Origin of the sequence: Clostridium sp. OS1-26 (genome assembly GCF_030915445.1) — a bacterium.
In the GTDB taxonomy this organism is placed as follows: Bacteria; Bacillota; Clostridia; order Clostridiales; family Clostridiaceae; genus Clostridium_AM.
Genome location: NZ_CP133264.1, coordinates 5,158,237 through 5,179,507, shown reverse-complemented (window position 1 = coordinate 5,179,507; position 21,271 = coordinate 5,158,237). Strand labels below are relative to the sequence as shown.

At 30.7% G+C, this 21,271-nt stretch carries 14 protein-coding genes and 3 pseudogenes; 12 read left to right on the top strand and 5 right to left on the bottom strand.

Annotated elements, in window-relative coordinates; all coding sequences use genetic code 11:
• The first annotated feature begins 621 nt into the window (after nt 1-621).
• The 8 genes and pseudogenes from RCG18_RS25635 to RCG18_RS25600 all read left to right on the top strand — a co-directional run bounded on the left by RCG18_RS25635 (nt 622) and on the right by RCG18_RS25600 (nt 8,987).
• Nucleotides 622-2,208 carry an ABC transporter substrate-binding protein gene (locus tag RCG18_RS25635; RefSeq protein WP_308038802.1) on the top strand — a complete coding sequence of 529 codons (1,587 nt, stop codon included), beginning with the start codon at nt 622-624 and terminating at the stop codon, nt 2,206-2,208.
• A pseudogene (locus tag RCG18_RS25630) lies at nt 2,205-3,169 on the top strand (ABC transporter permease). Before RCG18_RS25635 ends, RCG18_RS25630 begins: the two are co-directional and overlap by 4 nt.
• Nucleotides 3,169-3,969 (top strand): ABC transporter permease, encoded by an 801-nt coding sequence (locus RCG18_RS25625; protein WP_308038801.1) that lies wholly within the window; start codon nt 3,169-3,171, stop codon nt 3,967-3,969. The pseudogene RCG18_RS25630 and the gene RCG18_RS25625 overlap by 1 nt, the downstream one beginning before the upstream one ends.
• Nucleotides 3,970-4,023: 54 nt before the next feature.
• Nucleotides 4,024-5,603, top strand: a pseudogene (locus tag RCG18_RS25620) (ABC transporter substrate-binding protein).
• Between the two features lie 111 nt (nt 5,604-5,714).
• A complete protein-coding gene (locus tag RCG18_RS25615; RefSeq protein ID WP_308038799.1) occupies nt 5,715-6,518 on the top strand; it encodes an ABC transporter ATP-binding protein in 804 nt (267 codons plus the stop codon).
• A complete protein-coding gene (locus tag RCG18_RS25610) occupies nt 6,512-7,327 on the top strand; it encodes an ABC transporter ATP-binding protein (protein WP_308038798.1) in 816 nt (271 codons plus the stop codon). Before RCG18_RS25615 ends, RCG18_RS25610 begins: the two co-directional genes overlap by 7 nt.
• 419 nt (nt 7,328-7,746) lie before the next feature.
• On the top strand, nt 7,747-8,055 hold the full coding sequence (locus RCG18_RS25605; RefSeq protein WP_308038797.1) for a hypothetical protein: 309 nt from the start codon (nt 7,747-7,749) through the stop codon (nt 8,053-8,055).
• Nucleotides 8,056-8,270: 215 nt separating this feature from the next.
• Nucleotides 8,271-8,987: an NAD(P)H-dependent oxidoreductase gene (locus tag RCG18_RS25600; protein WP_308038796.1), complete on the top strand. Its 717-nt coding sequence runs from the start codon at nt 8,271-8,273 to the stop codon at nt 8,985-8,987.
• A 341-nt stretch (nt 8,988-9,328) separates the two neighbouring features.
• Here RCG18_RS25600 and RCG18_RS25595 read toward each other — a convergent pair whose 3' ends face one another.
• From RCG18_RS25595 to RCG18_RS25575, 5 genes are all read right to left on the bottom strand, one after another.
• Complete coding sequence (locus tag RCG18_RS25595) at nt 9,329-9,565, bottom strand: hypothetical protein (protein WP_308038795.1); 237 nt, start codon at nt 9,563-9,565, stop codon at nt 9,329-9,331.
• A 111-nt stretch (nt 9,566-9,676) separates the two neighbouring features.
• Entirely contained in the window at nt 9,677-10,192 is a 516-nt protein-coding gene (locus RCG18_RS25590; protein WP_308038794.1) for a MarR family transcriptional regulator, read from the bottom strand.
• A gap of 358 nt (nt 10,193-10,550) precedes the next feature.
• Nucleotides 10,551-10,838, bottom strand: coding sequence for a hypothetical protein (locus tag RCG18_RS25585; RefSeq protein ID WP_308038793.1), 288 nt, complete (start codon nt 10,836-10,838; stop codon nt 10,551-10,553).
• Nucleotides 10,839-10,947: 109 nt separating this feature from the next.
• A complete protein-coding gene (locus RCG18_RS25580; RefSeq protein ID WP_308038792.1) occupies nt 10,948-11,217 on the bottom strand; it encodes a DUF1294 domain-containing protein in 270 nt (89 codons plus the stop codon).
• 118 nt (nt 11,218-11,335) lie between these two features.
• Nucleotides 11,336-12,925, bottom strand: coding sequence for an ATP-binding cassette domain-containing protein (locus tag RCG18_RS25575; protein ID WP_308038791.1), 1,590 nt, complete (start codon nt 12,923-12,925; stop codon nt 11,336-11,338).
• Nucleotides 12,926-13,137: 212 nt separating this feature from the next.
• Here RCG18_RS25575 and RCG18_RS25570 point away from each other — a divergent pair, with 212 nt between their 5' ends.
• From RCG18_RS25570 to RCG18_RS25555, 4 genes and pseudogenes are all read left to right on the top strand, one after another.
• Entirely contained in the window at nt 13,138-15,321 is a 2,184-nt protein-coding gene (locus tag RCG18_RS25570) for a DNA topoisomerase III (protein WP_308038790.1), read from the top strand.
• A 347-nt stretch (nt 15,322-15,668) separates the two neighbouring features.
• A complete protein-coding gene (locus tag RCG18_RS25565; RefSeq protein ID WP_308038789.1) occupies nt 15,669-17,039 on the top strand; it encodes a PAS domain S-box protein in 1,371 nt (456 codons plus the stop codon).
• A 369-nt stretch (nt 17,040-17,408) separates the two neighbouring features.
• Nucleotides 17,409-19,042: pseudogene (aspD, locus tag RCG18_RS25560) on the top strand (aspartate 4-decarboxylase).
• 235 nt (nt 19,043-19,277) lie between these two features.
• On the top strand, nt 19,278-21,233 hold the full coding sequence (locus tag RCG18_RS25555; RefSeq protein WP_308038788.1) for a sigma-54-dependent Fis family transcriptional regulator: 1,956 nt from the start codon (nt 19,278-19,280) through the stop codon (nt 21,231-21,233).
• The last annotated feature ends 38 nt before the right edge of the window (nt 21,234-21,271 follow it).

Sequence of the window (21,271 nt, the reverse complement as noted above, 5' to 3'; positions counted from 1 at the left end):
GAAAATTCATATATAAACAGGATTCTTGGTTTCAGGTGGAGTTTTAAACTCCATCTGAAGCTTAGAAGCCGTTATCCAGGGGCGTAGCGCCACTTATCCCCAACTTTAAGAAGTTGGGGTGTTAGTGGCGGTAGACATCGGATAAAACTAAGTTAGTATTCAATAGGTTAGACTTACAAACATTGTTTCGAAATGAAATTTATTTTAGAAATTTTATCATTTTGAAACAAAAATGTTTTCAAAATGATAAAATATAAACTATATGTCATGAAAATTAGAGAATTTATTATTGGCATGAAAATTGCTTATATAAATTAAGTGTAGTTTGAAATAAATTTTTAACCCTAAAAGCCTAAAACCCTAAAACAAAAGTACTTAAGAGCAGCCCTCCTGCACTTAAGTACTTTTGTTTTAAATGGAAAATTTCAATTGCATAATTTTGGTTTCAAAATGATAAAAATAAATATTTATTATCATTTTGAAACCGAAATTGTATCATTTAGATAAAATTAATTGATGAAATATTGGTACCATTAGGTTTATAAGATTGGCATAAAAATTGCTGAATAATTAAGTATATAATTAACAAAATTAAATGGCAAAATCTAAGGAGGTACTACAATGAAAAAGATCACCAGCATTTTACTAAGTCTTTTGTTTGTAATTTCAGCAATATTTACTGGATGCGGCAAACAACAAGATGCAGCAACTAACGCTGATGCAAATAAGGGAAAAACTTTAGTGTATGGATCGGAGCTTGAAGATGAAAAATTAAATCCTATATTAATACAATCTCATGCTTCTGCTAGCGATTTAGTTTTTAGAGGACTCATGAAGTTTGATGAAAATAATATACCAAAGCCTGAAATAGCTGAATCTTATAAAATAACCGAGGATAAGCTTACATATGATTTTAAAATTAAAAAAGGTATAAAGTTTCATGATGGCACAAAAGTTAAAGCAGAAGATGTAGTATTTACTATAAAAAGTGTATTAGATGACAAGATAAACTCAGAAGTTAAGCCAGAGTTTGAGGAAGTGAAAGATGTACAAGCTGTTAACGATTACGAAGTTAAGATCACTTTGAAGAAAACTTTTCCACCGCTGCTAGATAAGCTTACTATTGGAATAGTTCCAAAGCATGCACTTGAAGGAAAAGATATAAACACTGCCGAGTTTAATCAAAAGCCTATAGGAGCAGGTCCATTTAGAGTTGAAAAATGGGATAAAGGTAACAGTTTAACATTAATAAAGTTTAAGGATTATTACGGAAAGACAGGTAATATAGATAAATTTATATTTAAATTTATACCAGATTTCAATGTTAGAGCTATGCAATTAAAAACAGGAGAGATTGACGCAACTTTAATTGAGCCAAATCAGGTTGCTAATTTGGAAAAAGAAAGCAAAGTTGTTTTAAATAAAATACCTACAGCTGATTATAGAGGTATAATGTTTAACTTTAAAACAAAAGAGTTATTTAAAGATGTGAATGTTAGAAAAGCTTTGAGTTATGCTACAGATAAGAAAGGTATTATAGAAGGAATACTCCTTGGATACGGTGAAATAGCTTATTCTCCAATTCAGTTTAATAAGTTTAATAATCCGGACGTAGAAAAATATGAATATAATATTGACAAAGCTAATGCACTATTAGAGCAATCAGGCTGGAAGAAAGGTGCAGATGGAATAAGAGAAAAAGGTGGTAAAAAGCTTCAATTTTCACTATTTGCAAGAAATAATGATGAAGTTAGAGTTAAAATTGCAGAATATGTAGCAGCTCAAGGTAAAAAAGTTGGTTTCGATATAAAAGTAGATGCAAGAGACCCTAAAGCAATGAAAATCAAAGATACAGAAGCTTTTGTGGTTGGATGGGGAAGCCCTTTTGATGCAGATGACAATACCTACAAGATATTTCATTCCAGTCAAGCAGAACATGGAAGTGGATATAACTTTGGATATTATGCAAACCCTAAAGTTGATGAACTTTTAGAAAAAGCAAGAACTACATCAGATGAAAATGAAAGAAAAAGATATTATGCAGAGTTTCAAAAAGAGTTGGCAGATAACCCTTCATTTAGTATGGATGTATATTTGACAGCAATTTATGGAGTAAATAAGAAAATTTCAGGATATAGTACTAAAAGAGTTTTAGGTCATCATGGAGAAGGTTTCCTATGGAATGCTGAGGAGTGGAATGTGCAATGATTTCAAGATTTATAGCAAAAAGAATATTTCAAGGACTGTTTGTAATATTTTTTCTTAGCATACTAAGTTTTGCAATTATTAATGCTGCGCCTGGTGATCCAGCCACGGCATTATATGGTCCATTAGCTGATAGACTTACTACAGAAGAGCGAGCAAGAATAAATAGAAATTATGGAGTTGATAGGCCTGTAACTGAAAGATATATGAAATGGACAAGCAATATGTTAAAAGGAGATCTTGGAGTATCTTATTTGGAAGGAAGAAAGGTTACAGACATACTAAAAGAGAGAATACCTAATACTCTAATGTTGTTTTTAAATTCAATAACTTTGATACTTATTTTTTCACTTATATTAGGTTTGAAGGCAGGTTTTAATGAAGGTTCCTTTTGGGATAAATTTATAAGTGGATTAAGTGTTATATTTTATTCTATCCCATCTTTTTGGTTAGCTCTTTTATTTATAATAGTTTTTTCAGTGCAACTTGGATTGCTGCCTTCATCGGGAAACAAAAGCATAAGTGGAGATGGAAGTATGATTGACATTATAAAGCATCTTATAATGCCTGTTTCTGTAATGGTTATTGCTCATGTAGGCGCTTATGCGAGATTTATTCAGGAAAAAGTTAAAGAAGAGAGTAATAGCCATTATGTAACAGCATCCAGAGCAAATGGGATGGAAGAGAAAAAGCTTATGAAGGGAATTATAAAAAATGCATTAGTACCTTTCATAAATTATTTAGGCATAACTATACCTAGTTTTTTGGGGGATCTGTCATGATTGAAACAGTTTTTTCCTGGCCAGGTTTAGGTATGATAAGTGTTAAAGCGGCAAACTCTAAAGACTATCCTTTGCTTATGGGAACTATTTTTATAACAGGAGTTATGGTGGTTATAAGCATAATTATAACAGACATATTAGAGCTTTCTATAAATCCTTCCTTAAGAAAGCAGGTGACATAATGAAAAAGAAAACACATATTATATGGATAATTATACTTTCAGTTATAATTCTAGCAACGATTTTCGCCCCATTCATAGTTTACAGCACCCCTTATGAAGTAGAGTTATCAAAGGTGCTTCAAAGACCAAACAGTTTTAATGTAATGGGGACTGATTCAATGGGAAGAGATATATTTGCGAGAGTTTTATATGGAGGTAGAGTTTCTCTTAGCGTTGGAATTTTTTCAGTAATGATATCGACCGCTATAGGAATAATATATGGTGGTATAAGCGGATATTTTGGAGGAAGAGTAGATAACTATATGATGAGACTCTTAGATACATTTCTCGCTATACCTACACTTATAATAATGCTTGCACTTCAAGCTATCATTAGGGGAGGGCTTACAAGCATTATACTAGTAATTGGTTGTACATCATGGCTTTCTACAGCCAGAATAGTAAGATCACAGTTTTCAGAGCTAAGAGACAAGAATTTTGTTAAAGCAGCTATTGTAATGGGAACACCTACGTGGAAAATATTAATCAATCATTTGCTTAAAAATAGCATGCCAGCTATTGTGGTAATAGCTACATTAAACTGTGCTCAGTCTATATTTATGGAGGTATCTATGAGCTTTCTTGGAATAGGAGTACCGCAAGGTACACCATCCTGGGGAAATATGCTTAATAATGCACAAAACGATATTTTATCGGGAGCCTGGTGGGTAGCTGTATTTCCAGGTGCTACTATAGTAATTTCTATGCTTTCTATTAACTTTATTGGTGAGTATCTAAAAAAGAAAGTTACCTATGCATAGTCTAAAAATAAAAAACAAATTTAATTTTAAATGGTTACAATAAGGAGGATACATATGAATAAGAAAAAAGTAACAAGTATTGTATTAAGTTGTATGCTAGTAGTCTCAGCAGTATTTACGGGGTGTGGTAAGTCAGAAGCTACATCTACAAAACAAGCTTCAAAGAACGGTAAGACCTTAGTATATGGTGCAGAGTTTGAAGATGAAAAATTAAACCCAATATTGTTATCATCTCATGCACTTACAAATGATTTGATTTTTAGAGGTTTAATGAGATTTGATGAGAATAATGTGCCAAAGCCCGAAATAGCAGAGTCTTATACTATATCTGATGATAAACTAACATATGATTTTAAAATGAAAAAAGGAATCAAATTTCATGATGATACAGAAGTTAAAGCAGAAGACGTGGTTTTCACTTTAAAAAGTGTATTAGATGAAAAAGTGAATTCAGAAATAAGGCCAGAATTTAATGAAATAAAAGATATACAAGCTGTAAATGATTACGAAGTTAAGATAACTGTGAAAAAACCATTTCCACCTCTGCTAGACAAGCTTACTTTAGGAATAGTTCCAAAGCATGCATTAGAAGGAAAAGACATAAATAATGCTGAGTTTAATCAAAAGCCAATAGGAGCAGGTCCTTTTAAATTTGAAAAATTAGAGAAAGATAATAATCTTACATTAACTAAATTTAAAGACTACTATGGAAAAACAGGAAATATAGAAAAGTTGGTAATTAAGTTTATAGCTGACTACAATGTCAGAGCAATGCAGCTTCAAACTGGTGAAATAGATTTGGCATATCTTGAGCCAAGCCAAGTAAGCAAAATTGAAAAGCTAGATAATATAAAGGTATATAAAGCAGATACAGCAGATTATAGATGTTTGATGTACAATATGAGAAAAGATATATGGAAAGATGCTAATGTAAGAAAAGCCTTTAACTATGCCTTAGATAGAAAAGGAATGGTGGATGGAATATTGTTAGGCTATGGTTCAGAAGCATATTCACCTCTACAAATAAATAAATTTAACAATGCTGATGTGGAAAAGTATACTTATAGCTTAGATAAAGCTAATTCTCTTTTAGATGCTGCTGGATGGAAAAAAGGAGAGGACGGCATAAGAGTTAAGGATGGCAAGAAGTTAGCTTTTACTGTAACTGCTCCAAAAACAGATGAGGTTAGAGTTAAAATAGCAGAATATTTTGCTTCTCAGTTTAAGAAGATAGGTGCAGATGTAAAAGTAGATGCGCTTGACTGGAGTGTAATAAAAATAGATCAATGTGAAGCTTTTGTACTTGGCTGGGGAAGTCCATTTGACGCGGATGATCATACCTTCAAGCTATTCCACTCAAGTGAAATTAAAGGCGGAGATAACTATGGAGCGTATTCAAATCCAAAAGTAGATGAAGCACTACAAAAAGCAAGAACTACATCTGATGAGAATGAAAGAAAAAAATACTATGCAGAATTTCAAAAGAATTATCAGAAGATCCTGCATTTAATTTTGCAGTTTATCTAAAGGCCTTATATGGGGTAAATAAAAGAGTTTCTGGTATAAAGGAAAAGGTACTTGGACATCATGGTGCAGGCTTTATATGGAATGTAGAGGAGTGGAATATAAACTAGTATGGGCTGATGAACCCATATAAGAGAATTTGTATAACGGGAATAAAAAAATAGATAGTTGAGAGTTAAAGCTTTAACTCTCAATTCTTAACTAAAAATGGAGGTGTTCTATTGGAAACCATTTTAGAAATAAAGAATTTAAAAACAGAGTTTAAAATTGAAAATGAAGTTAAGGAAGTAGTTAAAGGAATAAGCTTTGAAGTAAAGAGAGGCAAGATAACATGCATAGTGGGACAGAGTGGAAGCGGCAAAAGTATGACAGCTATGTCTATTATAAACATGCTTCCTAAGAATGCATCTATTTCTCAAGGTAGCATATTTTTTCAGGGCCAAGACCTAGTTAAAATGTCTGATAAAGAAATGAGAGATATAAGAGGAAAGAAGATATTTTCTGTGTTTCAAAATCCTATAAATTGTTTTAATCCATCTTTAACTTTGGGATCACAAATCTACGATTTGATATCTAGCAATATGACAGTAACCCAAAAAGAATTTGAAGCTAAATTCTGTGATATAATGGAAAGCTTGAATTTGGAAAATCCACAAGTAATTTTAAAGCAATATCCTTTTCAATTAAGCGGAGGCATGCTCCAAAGAATGATGATAGCTACAGCGATATTTATGGAACCTGAAATAATAATTGCCGATGAGCCTACTACAGCTTTAGATGTTACTACGCAAAAGGAGATATTAAAACAATTTAAAGCTATACAAAAGAAGTTCAATACAACTATACTAATAATAACTCATGATTTTGGAGTAGTTGCGGAGATGGCTGATGAGGTAATTGTTATGAAAGATGGTTGTGTAGTAGAAAAGAGAAATGTATTTGAAATTTTTAATAGCCCAAAGCACAGTTATACAATTTCATTAATTAAAGCAACCTTTGATAGAGAGGTATTAGAAGTATGCTAATAGAAGTAGATAACCTATCTAAAATTTATAAAACAAAATTATCTTTAATTAAATCCAAAAGCGAAAGTATAAAAGCTGTAGATAACATTTCATTTAATATAGATAGTGGAGATGTAGTAGGACTGGTAGGAGAGAGTGGCTGCGGTAAAAGTACTCTTTCTCGCTTAATGATGAGATTAGAAAAGCCTACAAATGGATATATAAAGTATAATGATAAAGATATTTGGGCGTTAAAAAGAGAAGAAATAAAGGGCTTTAGAAAAAGCTGTCAGGTAATATTTCAAGATACTATGACTTCACTTAATCCTAATATTAAAGTATTAGACTCTTTAATGGAACCTCTAAATAATCATTATAGAATACCGAGAAAAGAAAAAATAAAGAAAATTGAAGATATAATTTATTTTGCTGATCTCAAAGAAGATATATTAAATAAATATCCATTAGATATAAGTGGTGGAGAAAGACAGAGAATAAACATATGTAGAGCACTGCTTTTAGAGCCTAAATTTCTAATATGCGATGAAATCATATCTAGTTTGGATGTTTGTACTCAAGCGGCAATTTTAAACATGATTAAAAAATTAAATAGTTTTAATGACATGGGCGTGTTGTTTATATCCCATGATATAAGTGCGGTAAAATATTTATGCTCTAAAATAATGGTAATGTATAAGGGCAGTATAGTAGAGACTATAAACAATGAAGATAATAGTTATAAAATAAAGCATCCATACACTAATCAATTAATATCTTCAGTACCTATTAATAATCCAAATAAAAGAATTAATGAAAAAATAGTAATTTAAGTTCAGTGATTACATCGCTGAACTTTTATATTTTTAAATATTAATTATAAAGGTATATAAATATAGTATTTGGATAATATTATGTTTGTATTATGAAAACACTTGTTTACTGAAATTTAATCAAGTTAATAATTAAATAAAAAAATATTTGAATATTTGAAATTTTGAATAAAAAAGGTAGTGAATTTTTTCAAGTTTTATAATATACTTACAGTAACAGAATGTTATTGAGTATTATATTTATAATGGAAGGTTAAAGTTCTAAATGAACTTTAACGGGTAATTTTGCTAGGTAAAAGTTCTAAATGAACTTTTATGGGTAACTTGTGAGCGGAAGCGAAAATTTTAAGTTACTAAGTACCCGAAGGGAAACAAGCAAAATTGCCCAGTGTTCCAACTAAAAGGAGGAATGTAATAATATGATGTTAATATTTGTATTGAGTACACTTGCGTTGTTAGCTATTTCCATAACTTTAAGTGAAAAACAACTAGTTCTGCGACGCGATACTAAAACCTTTAATACCCCTCCTAATGTTAAAAGTAACTATGCTAAGACATATGAAAAACAGCCGAATAGATATTTTGTAGATGATTCATTTTTAATGGGCAAATATATGGATTATTTTAATAATAAACTAATTGAAAAGAGCCTCTGTAAGAAAGGACAAAGCAAATATTCATATAAAAAACAGAGTAATAGGTCAATTATCAATTGGCCTAAAAATTAATATTCTTATCATGTATACTTTTGTTTGTAAAATACACAAAAGCAGCAAAATTGACTAAGACTATAATTTAACTTTTTATTAAATTATAGTCTTTTATCTTGGAATAAAAAATTAATGCTGAAAATTTAAATTAATTTGGATAAGTAAAAACAATAAGTGTAAAAATAAACATAGAGGTGTTTTAAATTGAAATATTATAATTCGGAGGCATCTTTATGAATCATTTAATTATTTATGCACACCCTAGTTCAGCTAGTTTTTCCAATGCCATTTTGGAAAAGGTTAAAGAATGTTCTATGAAAAAGGGATGTAAAACAGAAGTAAGAGACCTTTATTCTATAGGATTTGATCCAATTTTAAGGGCAGTTGATTTTGAAGGGCTATGTGGAGGTAATACTCCAGAAGATATCAAAAGAGAACAAAATTATATAGAATGGGCTGATTTAATTACATTTATATATCCGATATGGTGGACTGGTATGCCGGCTATTCTTAAGGGATATATAGATAGAGTATTTTCTTACGAATTGGCTGCTCAGCAGGAAAGTAATGATCAAAAGCAGCAAAGTAGAGATTCGAAACAAAATAGTTCAAAACAAAATTCTAGTGAAAAATCAGATAGCAATAATGAGGAATCGGGAAATTCTAATCAAAAGAAAGATGGCTCAACAAATGAACAAAAAGGTTCATCAGATTTGCTAAAAGACAAAAAGGTAATCATTGTAACCCCTATGGGAACTTCATGTGAAACTTACGATAACTACGGAATGACTAATTCAATGCAACAGACTTGTGATGTAGGAATATTTAGTTTCTGTGGTATGAAAGTAATTCAACATAAGTTTTTAGGCGGTGTTCCAAATGTTGACGACAAAGTAAGAGAAGGATATTTACAAGAACTATGTAATATGTTTAATGAAATTTTAAACTAAGTTATACAGTTTAAAATCAAAGTGCTGAGTACAAATCAGCACTTTTTGTTGTTAACAAAATGTTTCCAAAAGGAAATAATTATTACATAATTAAATCATATAATAAAGATGTACACCAAATAACAAACCCAAACATACAAAATAATATTCATAAAGTCCCCTTTAGTAGCACTGTAAATTTGCAGTGCTACTAAAATTAAATGATTATTTATTATGATAAGATTTAATAATATAAATAAATTAGTCTATAATAGCCTCCTAAATTAAGATACTGGTTAAACTTCAGTATCTTTTTTGTGGTTTAAATTATATTGCAGTATTTAGTATAAAATCTGGTATAATTATTTAAACATGTTGTCCAATAAATTGTCTAAATAACTCTTATCAACAAATACACAATTATCAGGATCTATAATTTCGCATACACTGCTTTTATGTTGATAATCTACATTTGATATTTTCAATATAGAGTTATTTAATTTAACTAGAATAGAACGGTCATCCTCAACATAGATATATTTTATATTTTCGAATTCCAAAGTTTTACTATGTATTTCTAATAATTTCTCATTGTTCATATTCATGGTACCTCCTATGCAATAAATGAATACATATTAAGTATATGAATATATATTTAAAAATTATGATAAATTATTATAATTAGAAGCAAAACAGAGAAGAATCTAAGATTATTGTTCTGTTTCCTTATCAAGTATTTTTTCAGAAGATATCTTCAAAAAACTTTCAAAGTCTGTTAAATCCCATGTTCCAACCATACCTGTAATTTTATGCAATGTTTTTAAGAATGATTCTATTTCGTTATTTTCAAACTGTCCGAAAAGACCCATGAATTCATAGGCAGTTTTTGTAGCAACGCTATTTTCTAGCACTGACTTTCCTTCTTCTGTAATATAAATTTTAATTACCCTGCTATTATCTAAATACTTATCCTTTCTTATATATCCTTTTTTTTCTAAACGGCTTATTAATGCTGAAGTAGTTGATTTATTCCAAAGAGCTATATTACCAAGTTGATCTAAAGTAAGTCCATCTAAAAAATTTAAAATCCACAAAGCGTGTTGTTGGGCATGAGTAAGACCGGATTCTTTGGCTACATTTTCCCAATTCTTTTCTAAGTTCATGTATGTAGTTCTTATTAGGTTTAGGAATATGTTAAAATAATAATCCTGCATTGTTCTATCCATATTTATTCTCCTAAATTATTATTGATTTATTTATACATAATTAAAATTATACAATATATTAAGCATTTATACATTCATTTTAAAAAAATATTATAAAATGATATAATAATTACCTATGATATATATTATTTATTATAATAATAGTAGTGAATTAAGAACACCCTATCTAAATAAAGAAATAGTGTTCTAAAATTACAACTTATCTCTATGCTTATTGAAGCAATATTATTAAAATAAAACAGCTCATGCCACCCTAAATCATTTTAGAAGGTATGAACTGTTCCTATATATGATATTTAATAATTTTATAAACTCCCAATCTGTTGTAAAGTTATGCTAACTGAGGGGGATTATAGAGTTAAGGATAATAAGGCACAGGATATGGTGGGTAATAAGTAGGGTAATAAGGCACAGGATATGGTGGATAATAAGTAGGGTAATAAGGCATATAATAAGGGTAAGGTGGAGGATAATAAGCATTACCTAAGGCATAAGATGATAGACCTAATAAAAATAATGGGAGTAAGTAGTTATCATCTCTCTGTCTCATAGGTTGTTGATTATACATTATAGGATAGTGTTGAGTTGGCAATGGAGAATAATTATTGTAGTCCTCAGTTGGATAATACATTTGATTATATTCCATATATTTTACTCCTTCATAAATTCCTACAGTATTATCATATGCGTTACATTAATTATTGATAATATTAAAGGCTAATTTATTTTAAAGATAATCAACTATAATAAAGAAACTAAAGCAAATGAAAAACGAATTTTGTTAATACATAAAGTTGAAGAATAAGAATTAGAGGTATACATATCGTGAATTTTTTATGTTTTGTTTTATGTCTAAATAAATACATTCCCAATAATATTCCAGCACTACCTAATATAAGTGATATTAAAAAAAGTCTTGATTCAGGTACACGCCATTGATGCTTTATTGACCTGCTTTTGTCATAATACATAATTATTACTCCGTATAAATTAATAAGTAAAATATAATAAAATAATATTCTCATAAGTTAGCCTCCATAAATTTAGTTATGTTTAGTTAAATATAAAATTACCCCTTAGAGTAGATTTTACAGAGATTTTCTCTGAATGTCTACTTTAAGGGGTAAATTCTAATTTATAGTCTTATGAATTTATGCTTTCTAAATATTCATCATAAGTAACTTTTTTATCAACCAATCCAGTTGGTGTAATTTCAATAATTCTATTAGCAATAGTTTGTATAAATTGATGGTCATGAGATGTAAATAAAATATTGCTACTGTAATCTCTTAAACCATTATTTAAAGCAGTAATAGATTCAAGGTCAAGATGGTTAGTAGGTTGGTCTAGAATTAGAACATTTGCACTACTTAACATCATTTTAGACAGCATACATCTTACTTTTTCTCCACCAGATAATACCTTAGCTTCTTTTAGGGCTTCTTCACCAGAGAATAGCATTCTTCCTAGGAAACCTCTTAGATAGCTTTCAGATTTTTCTTCAGAGAACTGACGAAGCCAGTCTACTAGATTAAGGTCAACATCATTAAAGAATTCAGAGTTATCTTTTGGGAAATATGCTTTTGTAATTGTAACACCCCATCTATACTCTCCACTGTCTGGTTCAAGCTCTCCAGTTAGAATTTTAAATAAGGTTGTGTTAGCAATTTCATTATCTCCAACAAAAGCTATTTTATCTTCTTTAGAAACTATGAAGCTGACATTATCTAAAACTTTTTCTCCATCTATAGTTTTAGTAAGTCCATCTACTCTTAATATGTCATTTCCTACTTCTCTTTCAGGTTTAAAACCTACAAAAGGATATCTCCTTGTAGAAGGTTCAATATCATCTACTGAGATTTTATCTAATAGTTTTTTACGAGAAGTAGCTTGTTTAGATTTTGAAGCATTAGCACTAAAACGAGCTATAAATTCCTGTAAGTCTTTAATTTTTTCTTCTTTTTTCTTATTTTGGTCTTTCATAAGTTGAAGAGCTAATTGGCTAGATTCATACCAAAAGTCATAGTTTCCAACATATAACTTGATTTTCCCAAAATCTACATCGGCCATATGTGTACAAACCTTATTTAAAAAGTGTCTGTCATGGGAAACTACTATAACCGTACCTTCAAAGTTTATTAAAAACTCTTCTAGCCAATTGATAGATTTTATATCCAAATTGTTGGTTGGCTCGTCTAGAATTAGAACGCCTGGTTTACCAAATAAAGCTTGTGCAATCAATACCTTTACTTTTTCAGAACCAGATAAGTCAGCCATATTTTTATAATGAAGATCTGTTGAAATACCAAGACCTTGAAGTATTGAAGAAGCTTCAGCTTCTGCTTCCCAACCGTCTAATTCAGCAAATTCACATTCAAGTTCAGAAGCTTTAATTCCATCTTCATCGGTAAACTCTGGTTTTGCATAAAGAGCTTCTTTTTCCTTTATTATTTGATAAAGCTTTGCATTACCCATAATAACTGTTTCTAACACTTGAAATTCATCATATTGATAATGATCCTGCTTTAATACAGACATTCTTATACCAGAAGCCATGCTTACGTCTCCTGTATTAGGTTCAATTTCTCCTGATAAAATCTTTAAAAATGTACTTTTTCCTGCACCATTTGCTCCAATAACACCATAGCAGTTACCAGGAGTAAATTTTAAGTTTACATCTTCAAAAAGTTTTCTTTCGCCATATCTTAAACTTATATTTGTTACTGTAATCACGTTAATACCTTCCTCTATTTAAATTTTGACACTCATCGCGCTATTATATCATAAATTTGCGAAAATTTCACTCATTAAAATAAAAATTATATATATTAATTAAAATTTTCCTATTATAAAAACAATATGTTTTAATAATAGGAAAGTTTATGTTAATATTAATAAGGTTACTAAATAGCTGTTATTTACAGCTAATTGAAAGGATTGTTAATATGAATAAAATACTAGTACTCGCGGAAAAACCTTCTGTAGGAAGAGAAATCGCAAGAGTTTTAAAATGCAGTAAAAAAGGGAATGGATATATAGAAGGAGATAAGTATATTGTAACTTGGGCACTTGGACATTTAGTTACATTAGCTGATCCAGAAGCTTATGATGATAAATATAAAAGTTGGAAGTTAGAAGATTTACCGATGCTTCCTAAGCACTTAAAGCTTGTAATTATAAAGCAAAGTGGTAAGCAGTTCAATGCAGTTAAGGAACAATTAAATAGAAAAGATGTAACTGAAATTGTTATTGCTACTGATGCTGGTCGTGAGGGAGAATTAGTAGCAAGATGGATAATTGAAAAAGCAAGAGTGAATAAGCCAACAAAAAGGCTTTGGATTTCATCACAAACAGATAAGGCTATCTTAGAAGGGTTCAGAAATTTAAAGCCTGCAGCACAATATGACAATTTATATAGGGCAGCTGAGTGTAGAGCAGAAGCGGACTGGGTTGTAGGATTAAACATTACAAGAGCTCTTACCTGTAAGCATAATGCACAGCTTACTGCAGGACGTGTACAATCTGCAACCTTGGCCATGATAGTTAATCGTGAAGAAGAAATAAGGAATTTTAAACCTAAGGATTATTTTGTAATAAGTGCAAAGGCAAAAGGATTTACTTTAGGGTGGAGAGATAAAAATAATAATAGTAATATTTTTGATGAAGATAAGGCAAATAAAATACTGAATGCTACTAAAGGCAAAGAGGCTAATGTAGTTGCTGTCACAGAGAGCTATAAGAAGCAACATGCTCCGGCTCTTTATGACTTAACAGAACTACAAAGAGATGCTAATAGAATCTTTGGATATTCGGCTAAACAGACGTTATCTATAATGCAAAGATTATACGAGAATTATAAGATATTAACTTATCCTAGAACAGATTCAAGATATATTTCTACGGATATAGTACCTACTTTACCAGAGCGTTTAAAAGCAATATCGATAGGTAACTATAGAACCTGTACAAATGAAATATTAAAGAACAAGATAAATGGACACAAAGGCTTTGTAGATAATAGAAAAGTAAGTGATCACCATGCTATAATTCCAACAGAAGAAACTGTAAGGATAGCACTTTTAAGCAATGAAGAAAGAAATGTTTATGACCTTGTAGTTAAAAGATTTTTATCTGTTCTGTTACCTCCTTTTGAATACCTACAAACTACTATAACTGCAGATATTAATGGAGAAATATTTATAGCAAAAGGTAATGTTATAAAGTCAAAGGGATGGAAAATGGTATATGACAGAGCCAGTGATCTAACTGAAGATGAGGATGAAAAAGAAAGCCAAGAGTTACCTATAATTAAAAAAGGTGATAAATTAAATATATCATCAGTAGAGAGTAAAAAACTAAAAACTAAGCCGCCAGCAAGATTTAATGAAGGTACTTTATTATCTGCTATGGAAAAACCACAAAAGTATGTAAATATTGATAAAGAGCATGCTAAAACCCTTGGGGAAACTGGAGGAATCGGAACAGTAGCTACAAGAGCTGATATCATAGAAAAGATATTTAACATGTTCTATGTAGAGAAAAATGGAAAAGATATTATTCCAACATCAAAGGGAAAACAACTTATAGAGTTAGTTCCTGATGAGCTTAAATCTCCATTGTTAACAGCAGAATGGGAATTAGAATTAGAGCTTATTAGTAAAGGAAAGAAAGATCCTAGAGCATTCATAGATAGAATGAGAAATTATGCAGCAGAGCTAGTTGAAGATGTTAAGGGAAGCAGCGATAAGTTTAAACATGATAACCTTACCGGTAAAAAATGTCCTGAGTGTGGCAAATATATGCTTGAGGTTAAAGGTAAACAGGGTAGAATGCTTGTATGCCAGGATAGAGCCTGTGGTCATAGAGAAAATCTAGCTAGGTTGACTAATGCGAGATGCCCGAATTGTCATAAGAAACTTGAGCTTAGAGGACAGGGAGAAGGACAAATCTATGTATGTACAACTTGTACCTTCAGAGAAAAAGCTGCCTCTTTTAATAAGAGATTTGACAATAAGGAAGGCAAGAACAGTAAAAGAGATGTAGCAAATTATATGAAGAAGATGAAGCAAGAAAGTGAAGCACCAATGAATTCAGCATTGGCAGAAGCACTTTCTAAATTAAAACTTTAATTTAGAATTATAAATAAACCGACCTAAATGCTTGACTTATTAGCGGTATTCATAGGGGTACCTTGGTTAAGTCAATTATCGAAGTTAAATATCTATAGATTTATCACGAATTGATTTGTTTGTAGTAAAATAAAAGTATAGTAAAGCATATAGCATTTTTATAATTGCTATATGCTTTTAAAGTTTTTACTATTAAATTGATATTTTTAATAAAATTATTAAACTAACATGATTAAATAGTTTACTTTTCACTATAAAATTTAAAATTTTTATGGTAAAATTTAAATGTAAAGTTAAATTTTATTGAAAACTTAATGCCTTTGTCAGTAAGTTTAAGGGGTGCTAAAATGATACATTTTATTTTATACGGTATATCAATAATATTCATATCCTTGTTGATAAATTATTTTAGCATAAAAGAGAATAAGAACTTAAAAAAGTTGAATGATGAATTAAAGTTACAAAGGACTTATTTTACAGAGTTATTTGAAAATTCTGAGGATGCAATTATTATATTAGACAATAAAAGTAGAATAGTAAGTGTCAACAAATCCTTCGAAAAACTCTTTCAGTATAAAGATAATGAAGTAAAAGGATTGTTTGTAGATGATATTATTGCAAGTTGTGAAACAAAAGATGCTTTTGAGATATCTGAGATAGTTATGCAAGGGGGAACAGTTACTGCAGAAACCAAAAGAAAAAGAAAAGATGGAGGATTAGTAGATGTAAGTGTGCTGGCTTTTCCAGTCATACTCGACATAAATCAAATTGGAATATATGCAGTATATAAGGATATTAGCGATAGGAAAAAATCAGAGCAGGCATTAGAATTGCAAAAAACTTACTTTAGAAAGCTTTTTGAAAGCTCTCCAGAAGCAATATGTATAATAGATACTGAAGATAGATTTATTGATGTAAACTATGCTTTTGAAAAGCTTTTTGGGTATTCTAAAGATGAACTTATAAATTATTATATAAATGATCGTATTGTCCAATGCGGAGCCGTAAATGAGGCTACTAAAATCTCTGAAGAAGTTATGGATGGCAATGTAATTGAATATGAGGCAGTGAGGCTGAAAAAAGATAGAAGTCTAATAGAGGTTTGTATACTTGGTTATCCAATTATCTTTGAAAATAAGCAATTAGGTGTATTTGGGATATACAAGGACATCACTGAAAGGAAAAAAATAGAGAGAGAGCTGACTTATATGAGTACTCATGATGGGCTTACTGGTTTATATAACAGAATATATTTTGAAAATCTGCTTAATAAATATGATAAAGAAAAACATGATAAAATAGGAATTATTGTTTGTGATGTAGATGGGCTAAAGCTTGTAAATGATAATTTAGGACATGATTTTGGTGACAAGCTAATTGTTCAAGCATCTAAAATAATTAATGCTATTTGTGAAAGAAACAATGGGATTGCAGCGAGAATTGGAGGCGACGAGTTTACAATAATTTTAAATAACTGCCTAAAGGAAGAGTTGGAGAGAGTAAATAAACTTCTTCAAGAAGCTATAGATGAATTCAACTTAGATAATTCAGATTTATATTTAAGTATTTCTACTGGAACAGCATATAGAGGAAAAGAGTTTAAATCAATGACAGAGCTTTTTAAAAAAGCAGACAACAATATGTATGCTTATAAAGTATGTAGAAAAGACTATAATACAGAAAATATAATGCGTAGAATTATGAAAAGTGCAATCTAAAATGTAAGCTTTCTAAAAATGTAAATATCATAAAGGCTTATCAGTAAATTTGGTACAGTCAACTATAAGTCTACATTAGAGCATTAGATATCCTAGTGCTCTTTAGTTTTTTTGTTATAGAAATTAAACTTAGTAGACTTAATGATACATCATTTCTCTAATTTTTTTATCATTAGGCAGTATAATTTAAGGGCTTAATAATTAAGAATACATATTCAAAAAAATGGAGAATATAAATTCATAGCTTGAAGCTATATTGATTATTAAAAAGAAAACAGTATGATAGTTTAAATATCAGGCGAATTATTATTTCTAATATTATGGCTATTTTTATAGCAGATAACTATTATAAGGAGGAATAGCGTAAATATGAATACTCACAATGTTCAGCGTAAAGAGATAGAAGCTATTTATGGCAAAATTAGTCCATTTGAACTTAAAGATAGATTAATTAATTTAGCGGAAGGACAGAAGGAGAAAAGTGCTCATGCATTATTAGACGCGGGAAGAGGTAATCCTAACTGGACTGCAGCAACACCGCGTGAAGCTTTTTTGCTTTTGGGCAATTTGCCGTTGAAGAAACTCGAAGAGTATGGAATAATCAGGACTTGGCAGGAATGCCTAAAAAGGAAGGAATATCAGAACGATTCAACATCTATATTAATAAGCATCAAGGGGAGCCTGGAATAGAAATTCTTAAAAGCATAGTTGACTATGGAATAATTAACAAAGATTTTGAACCAGATGCTTGGATATATGAATTGTCAGATGCAATTATAGGCGATAACTATCCAGTGCCAGATAGAATGCTAATACATATTGAAAAAGTTGTTCATGATTATCTTGTTCAGGAAATGTGTTATAATAAGCCGCCAGTAGGTAAATTTAACCTTTTTGCTGTTGAAGGAGCTACTGCAGCAATGTGTTATATATTTGATTCATTAATTGCTAATGAATTGTTATCTAAAGGTGATAAAATTGCAGTGGCAGCACCAATATTTACACCATACTTAGAGGTTCCTCATTTACCACGCTATAGTTTAGAAGTTGTTGAAATTATTGCAAAAGAAATGACCGAAGATGGCACACACACGTGGCAATATCCTAAATCAGAGCTGGAGAAGCTTCAGGATACAAGTATCAAAGCTCTTTTTATAGTAAATCCAAGTAATCCACCTTCAGTAGCAATGAAGCCTGAATCAGTAGAACAGCTAAAAGATATAGTGGAAAAGAATAATCCTAACTTGATGATTATATCAGATGACGTATATGGAACTTTTGTTAATAATTTTCGATCTATAGTAGCAGATTTGCCATTTAATTCAATTGGAGTATATTCATTTTCAAAATACTTTGGCGTAACAGGATGGCGTTTGGGAACTATTGCACTCTATGAACATAATGTATTTGATAAACTGTTAAAAGAGTTGCCAGAAGACAAGAAGAAGGAATTGAAACAACGCTATGGAGCTCTTTCCACAAATCCAGAACAAATGCCTTTTATTGATAGAATTGTTGCAGATAGTCGTCAGGTAGCTCTTAACCATACAGCAGGCTTATCAACACCACAGCAAGTACAGATGGCTTTTTTTTCAGTTTTTGCACTGCTTGATAAAGAAAATAACTATAAAAAGTTAACAATGGATATTTGTCGCCGCCGCCAGATGCTGTTATTCAACAGCCTAGGAATAAGTTTAAGAAAAGATCCCTATGATGCAGCTTATTATACAGAGTTTGACTTGCTAGAATGGGCAAATCATTATTATGGCAATGAATTTGCTGATTACTTACAAAGCAATCATAAACCTGTAGATGTTCTTTTCCGTTTAGCGGAGGAATCTTCTATAGTATTGCTAAGTGGCGGTGGATTCCACGGTCCAGAATGGTCAATTAGAATATCTCTTGCTAATCTAAATGATGAATCTTATTCGAAAATTGGAGGAGTACTCCACAAAATATTAGAGGAATATGTTTCATCATGGAAGAAGACAAAGAAAGTATAGGGCTCAAATGCTGAAAATTGACTTACACCTCGGGCTATGTTTCCAATCTTCAGTCCGTTAAGCAGAGAGCCAACAGCTTTGGGAACATAGCCCTTTGTGTAAGTCAATTTTCTAGTTTTGAATCCTATACAGGGGGAATACACTAAACTACTATAGATATAAAGAAATAGAATTTTTAGTTTACTCCTTGTTTTAGCAATCTAAAAGCTTTAATATGTAAAATGAGGTGAGGATTTTGGAGAACTATATGAAATTTATATCTAATGCATGGAAAGAATTTATTGATAAGGGTTTTATAAGTCATGCGGTAAGACCAGAAATTGCAGAGTCATGGAGAAGGTGTAAGGCATATGGTGTAGATCCGATGAACGGAAAAGGAAATAACACTCGAAATATCTCTGTAGACCTTAAAATTGAACAAAATTCAGAGTTAATAGCAGTAGCTCGTCCTACGATGGAAAGTATCTATAGTATTGTAGCAGGTTCAGGTTTTGCTATAATGCTAGTTGATAAGGATTGCTATGTAATTGACGTAATTGGTGATAGTGATATCATGAAAAATGCAGATAAATTAAATTTTGTAAAGGGCGAACTGTGGACGGAAGAGGCGGTGGGAACTAATGCAATAGGTACAGCACTTTATTTAGATAAGCCAATACAAACTATTGGTGCAGAACACTTTGGAATAAACCAGCATTCATGGACATGCTCTGCGGCTCCAATTCATGATGAAGAAGGAGATATAATAGGATGTATAAATATGTCTGGCAATTATTATAGTGCACACTCTCATACACTAGGAATTGTAACTGCTGCAGCTCAATCTATACAAAAACAATTAGCCTTAACAATTTCAAATAAGCTCATGAATATAACCTTTGATTCAATTTGTGAAGGTATGATTGTTTTGGATGAAAAATTAGAAATAAAAAGAATTAATGATAGAGCTTTAGAAATTTTGGAAATTAATCATAAAGAAGCAGTAAAATTAAATATGAAAGATTCGCTAAGAAGCGTTAGCTTTAATGAAATAATAAGTAAGGGAGATATATGCTATAATAACGTAGAGTGCGATTTTTATATAAATTGTAAAAGAATAAAATGCACAATAAATGCTGTACCTATGAGAGTTAACAGCAAGTCTGTAGGTGTAGTTATAACTTTTAGAGAAGTACAACATGTGCACAATTTAGTAAATAAAGTAGTTGGATATAAAGCTACCTATAGGTTTGAAGATATTATTACTTGTAATAATAGAATGAAAGATACAATAGAGTTTGCTAAAAAGGCAGCTCAAAGTGATTGTAATATTCTCATTGAGGGAGAGAGTGGAACTGGTAAGGAACTTATTGCACAATCTATACACAATTTTAGTGATAGAGAAAGAGGCCCTTTTGTTGCAGTAAACTGTGCTTCTATACCTAGAGAGCTAGTAGAAAGCGAATTGTTTGGTTATGAAAGAGGGGCTTTTACTGGAGCTTCTAAGGAAGGTCATCCGGGCAAGTTTGAACTTGCTGATGGTGGCACAATTTTCTTAGATGAAATTGGAGAACTTCCACTAGACATACAATCTAAGCTATTGAGAGTATTGGATAACAATAAGATCACTAGAGTAGGTGGAACTTATGAAAAGCAACTAAATGTAAGAGTTATTGGTGCTACAAATAGAACACTGCAGGAGGAAATAGGCAAGAAAAATTTTAGAGGAGACCTTTATTATAGGCTAAGTGTAATGAATATTAAAATTTTACCGCTAAGAGAAAGAAAAGAAGACATAGAGGTGCTTGTCAGTCACTTTGTAGAAAGATTAAATATTAAAAATAACAGGCAAAGTAAAAAAGTACATAAGTCTTATATAGATAAACTGAAAGATCATCATTGGACTGGCAACGTAAGAGAACTTAGAAACGTAGTTGAAAGAGACTACTATTTAAGTGATATTGAATTAGTATCAGCAGCTAGTGTTCAAGGCTATGAGGATGATAATACTGTGATTGAATGTCACCAAAATAGAGATAATATTATTCCTATTCAAATATTAGAAAAGGAAAACATTATAAATGCTTTAAAAGGCTGTGGTGGAAGTAAAATTAAGGCTTCAAAATTGTTAAATATGAGCAGATCAACTTTATATAGGAAAATTAAAAGATATAATATTAACAATAAAGAGAATAAAAATGTGTCAAAATGAGAATAAAAAAGTATAAGTGTCAATATGACACATATAAT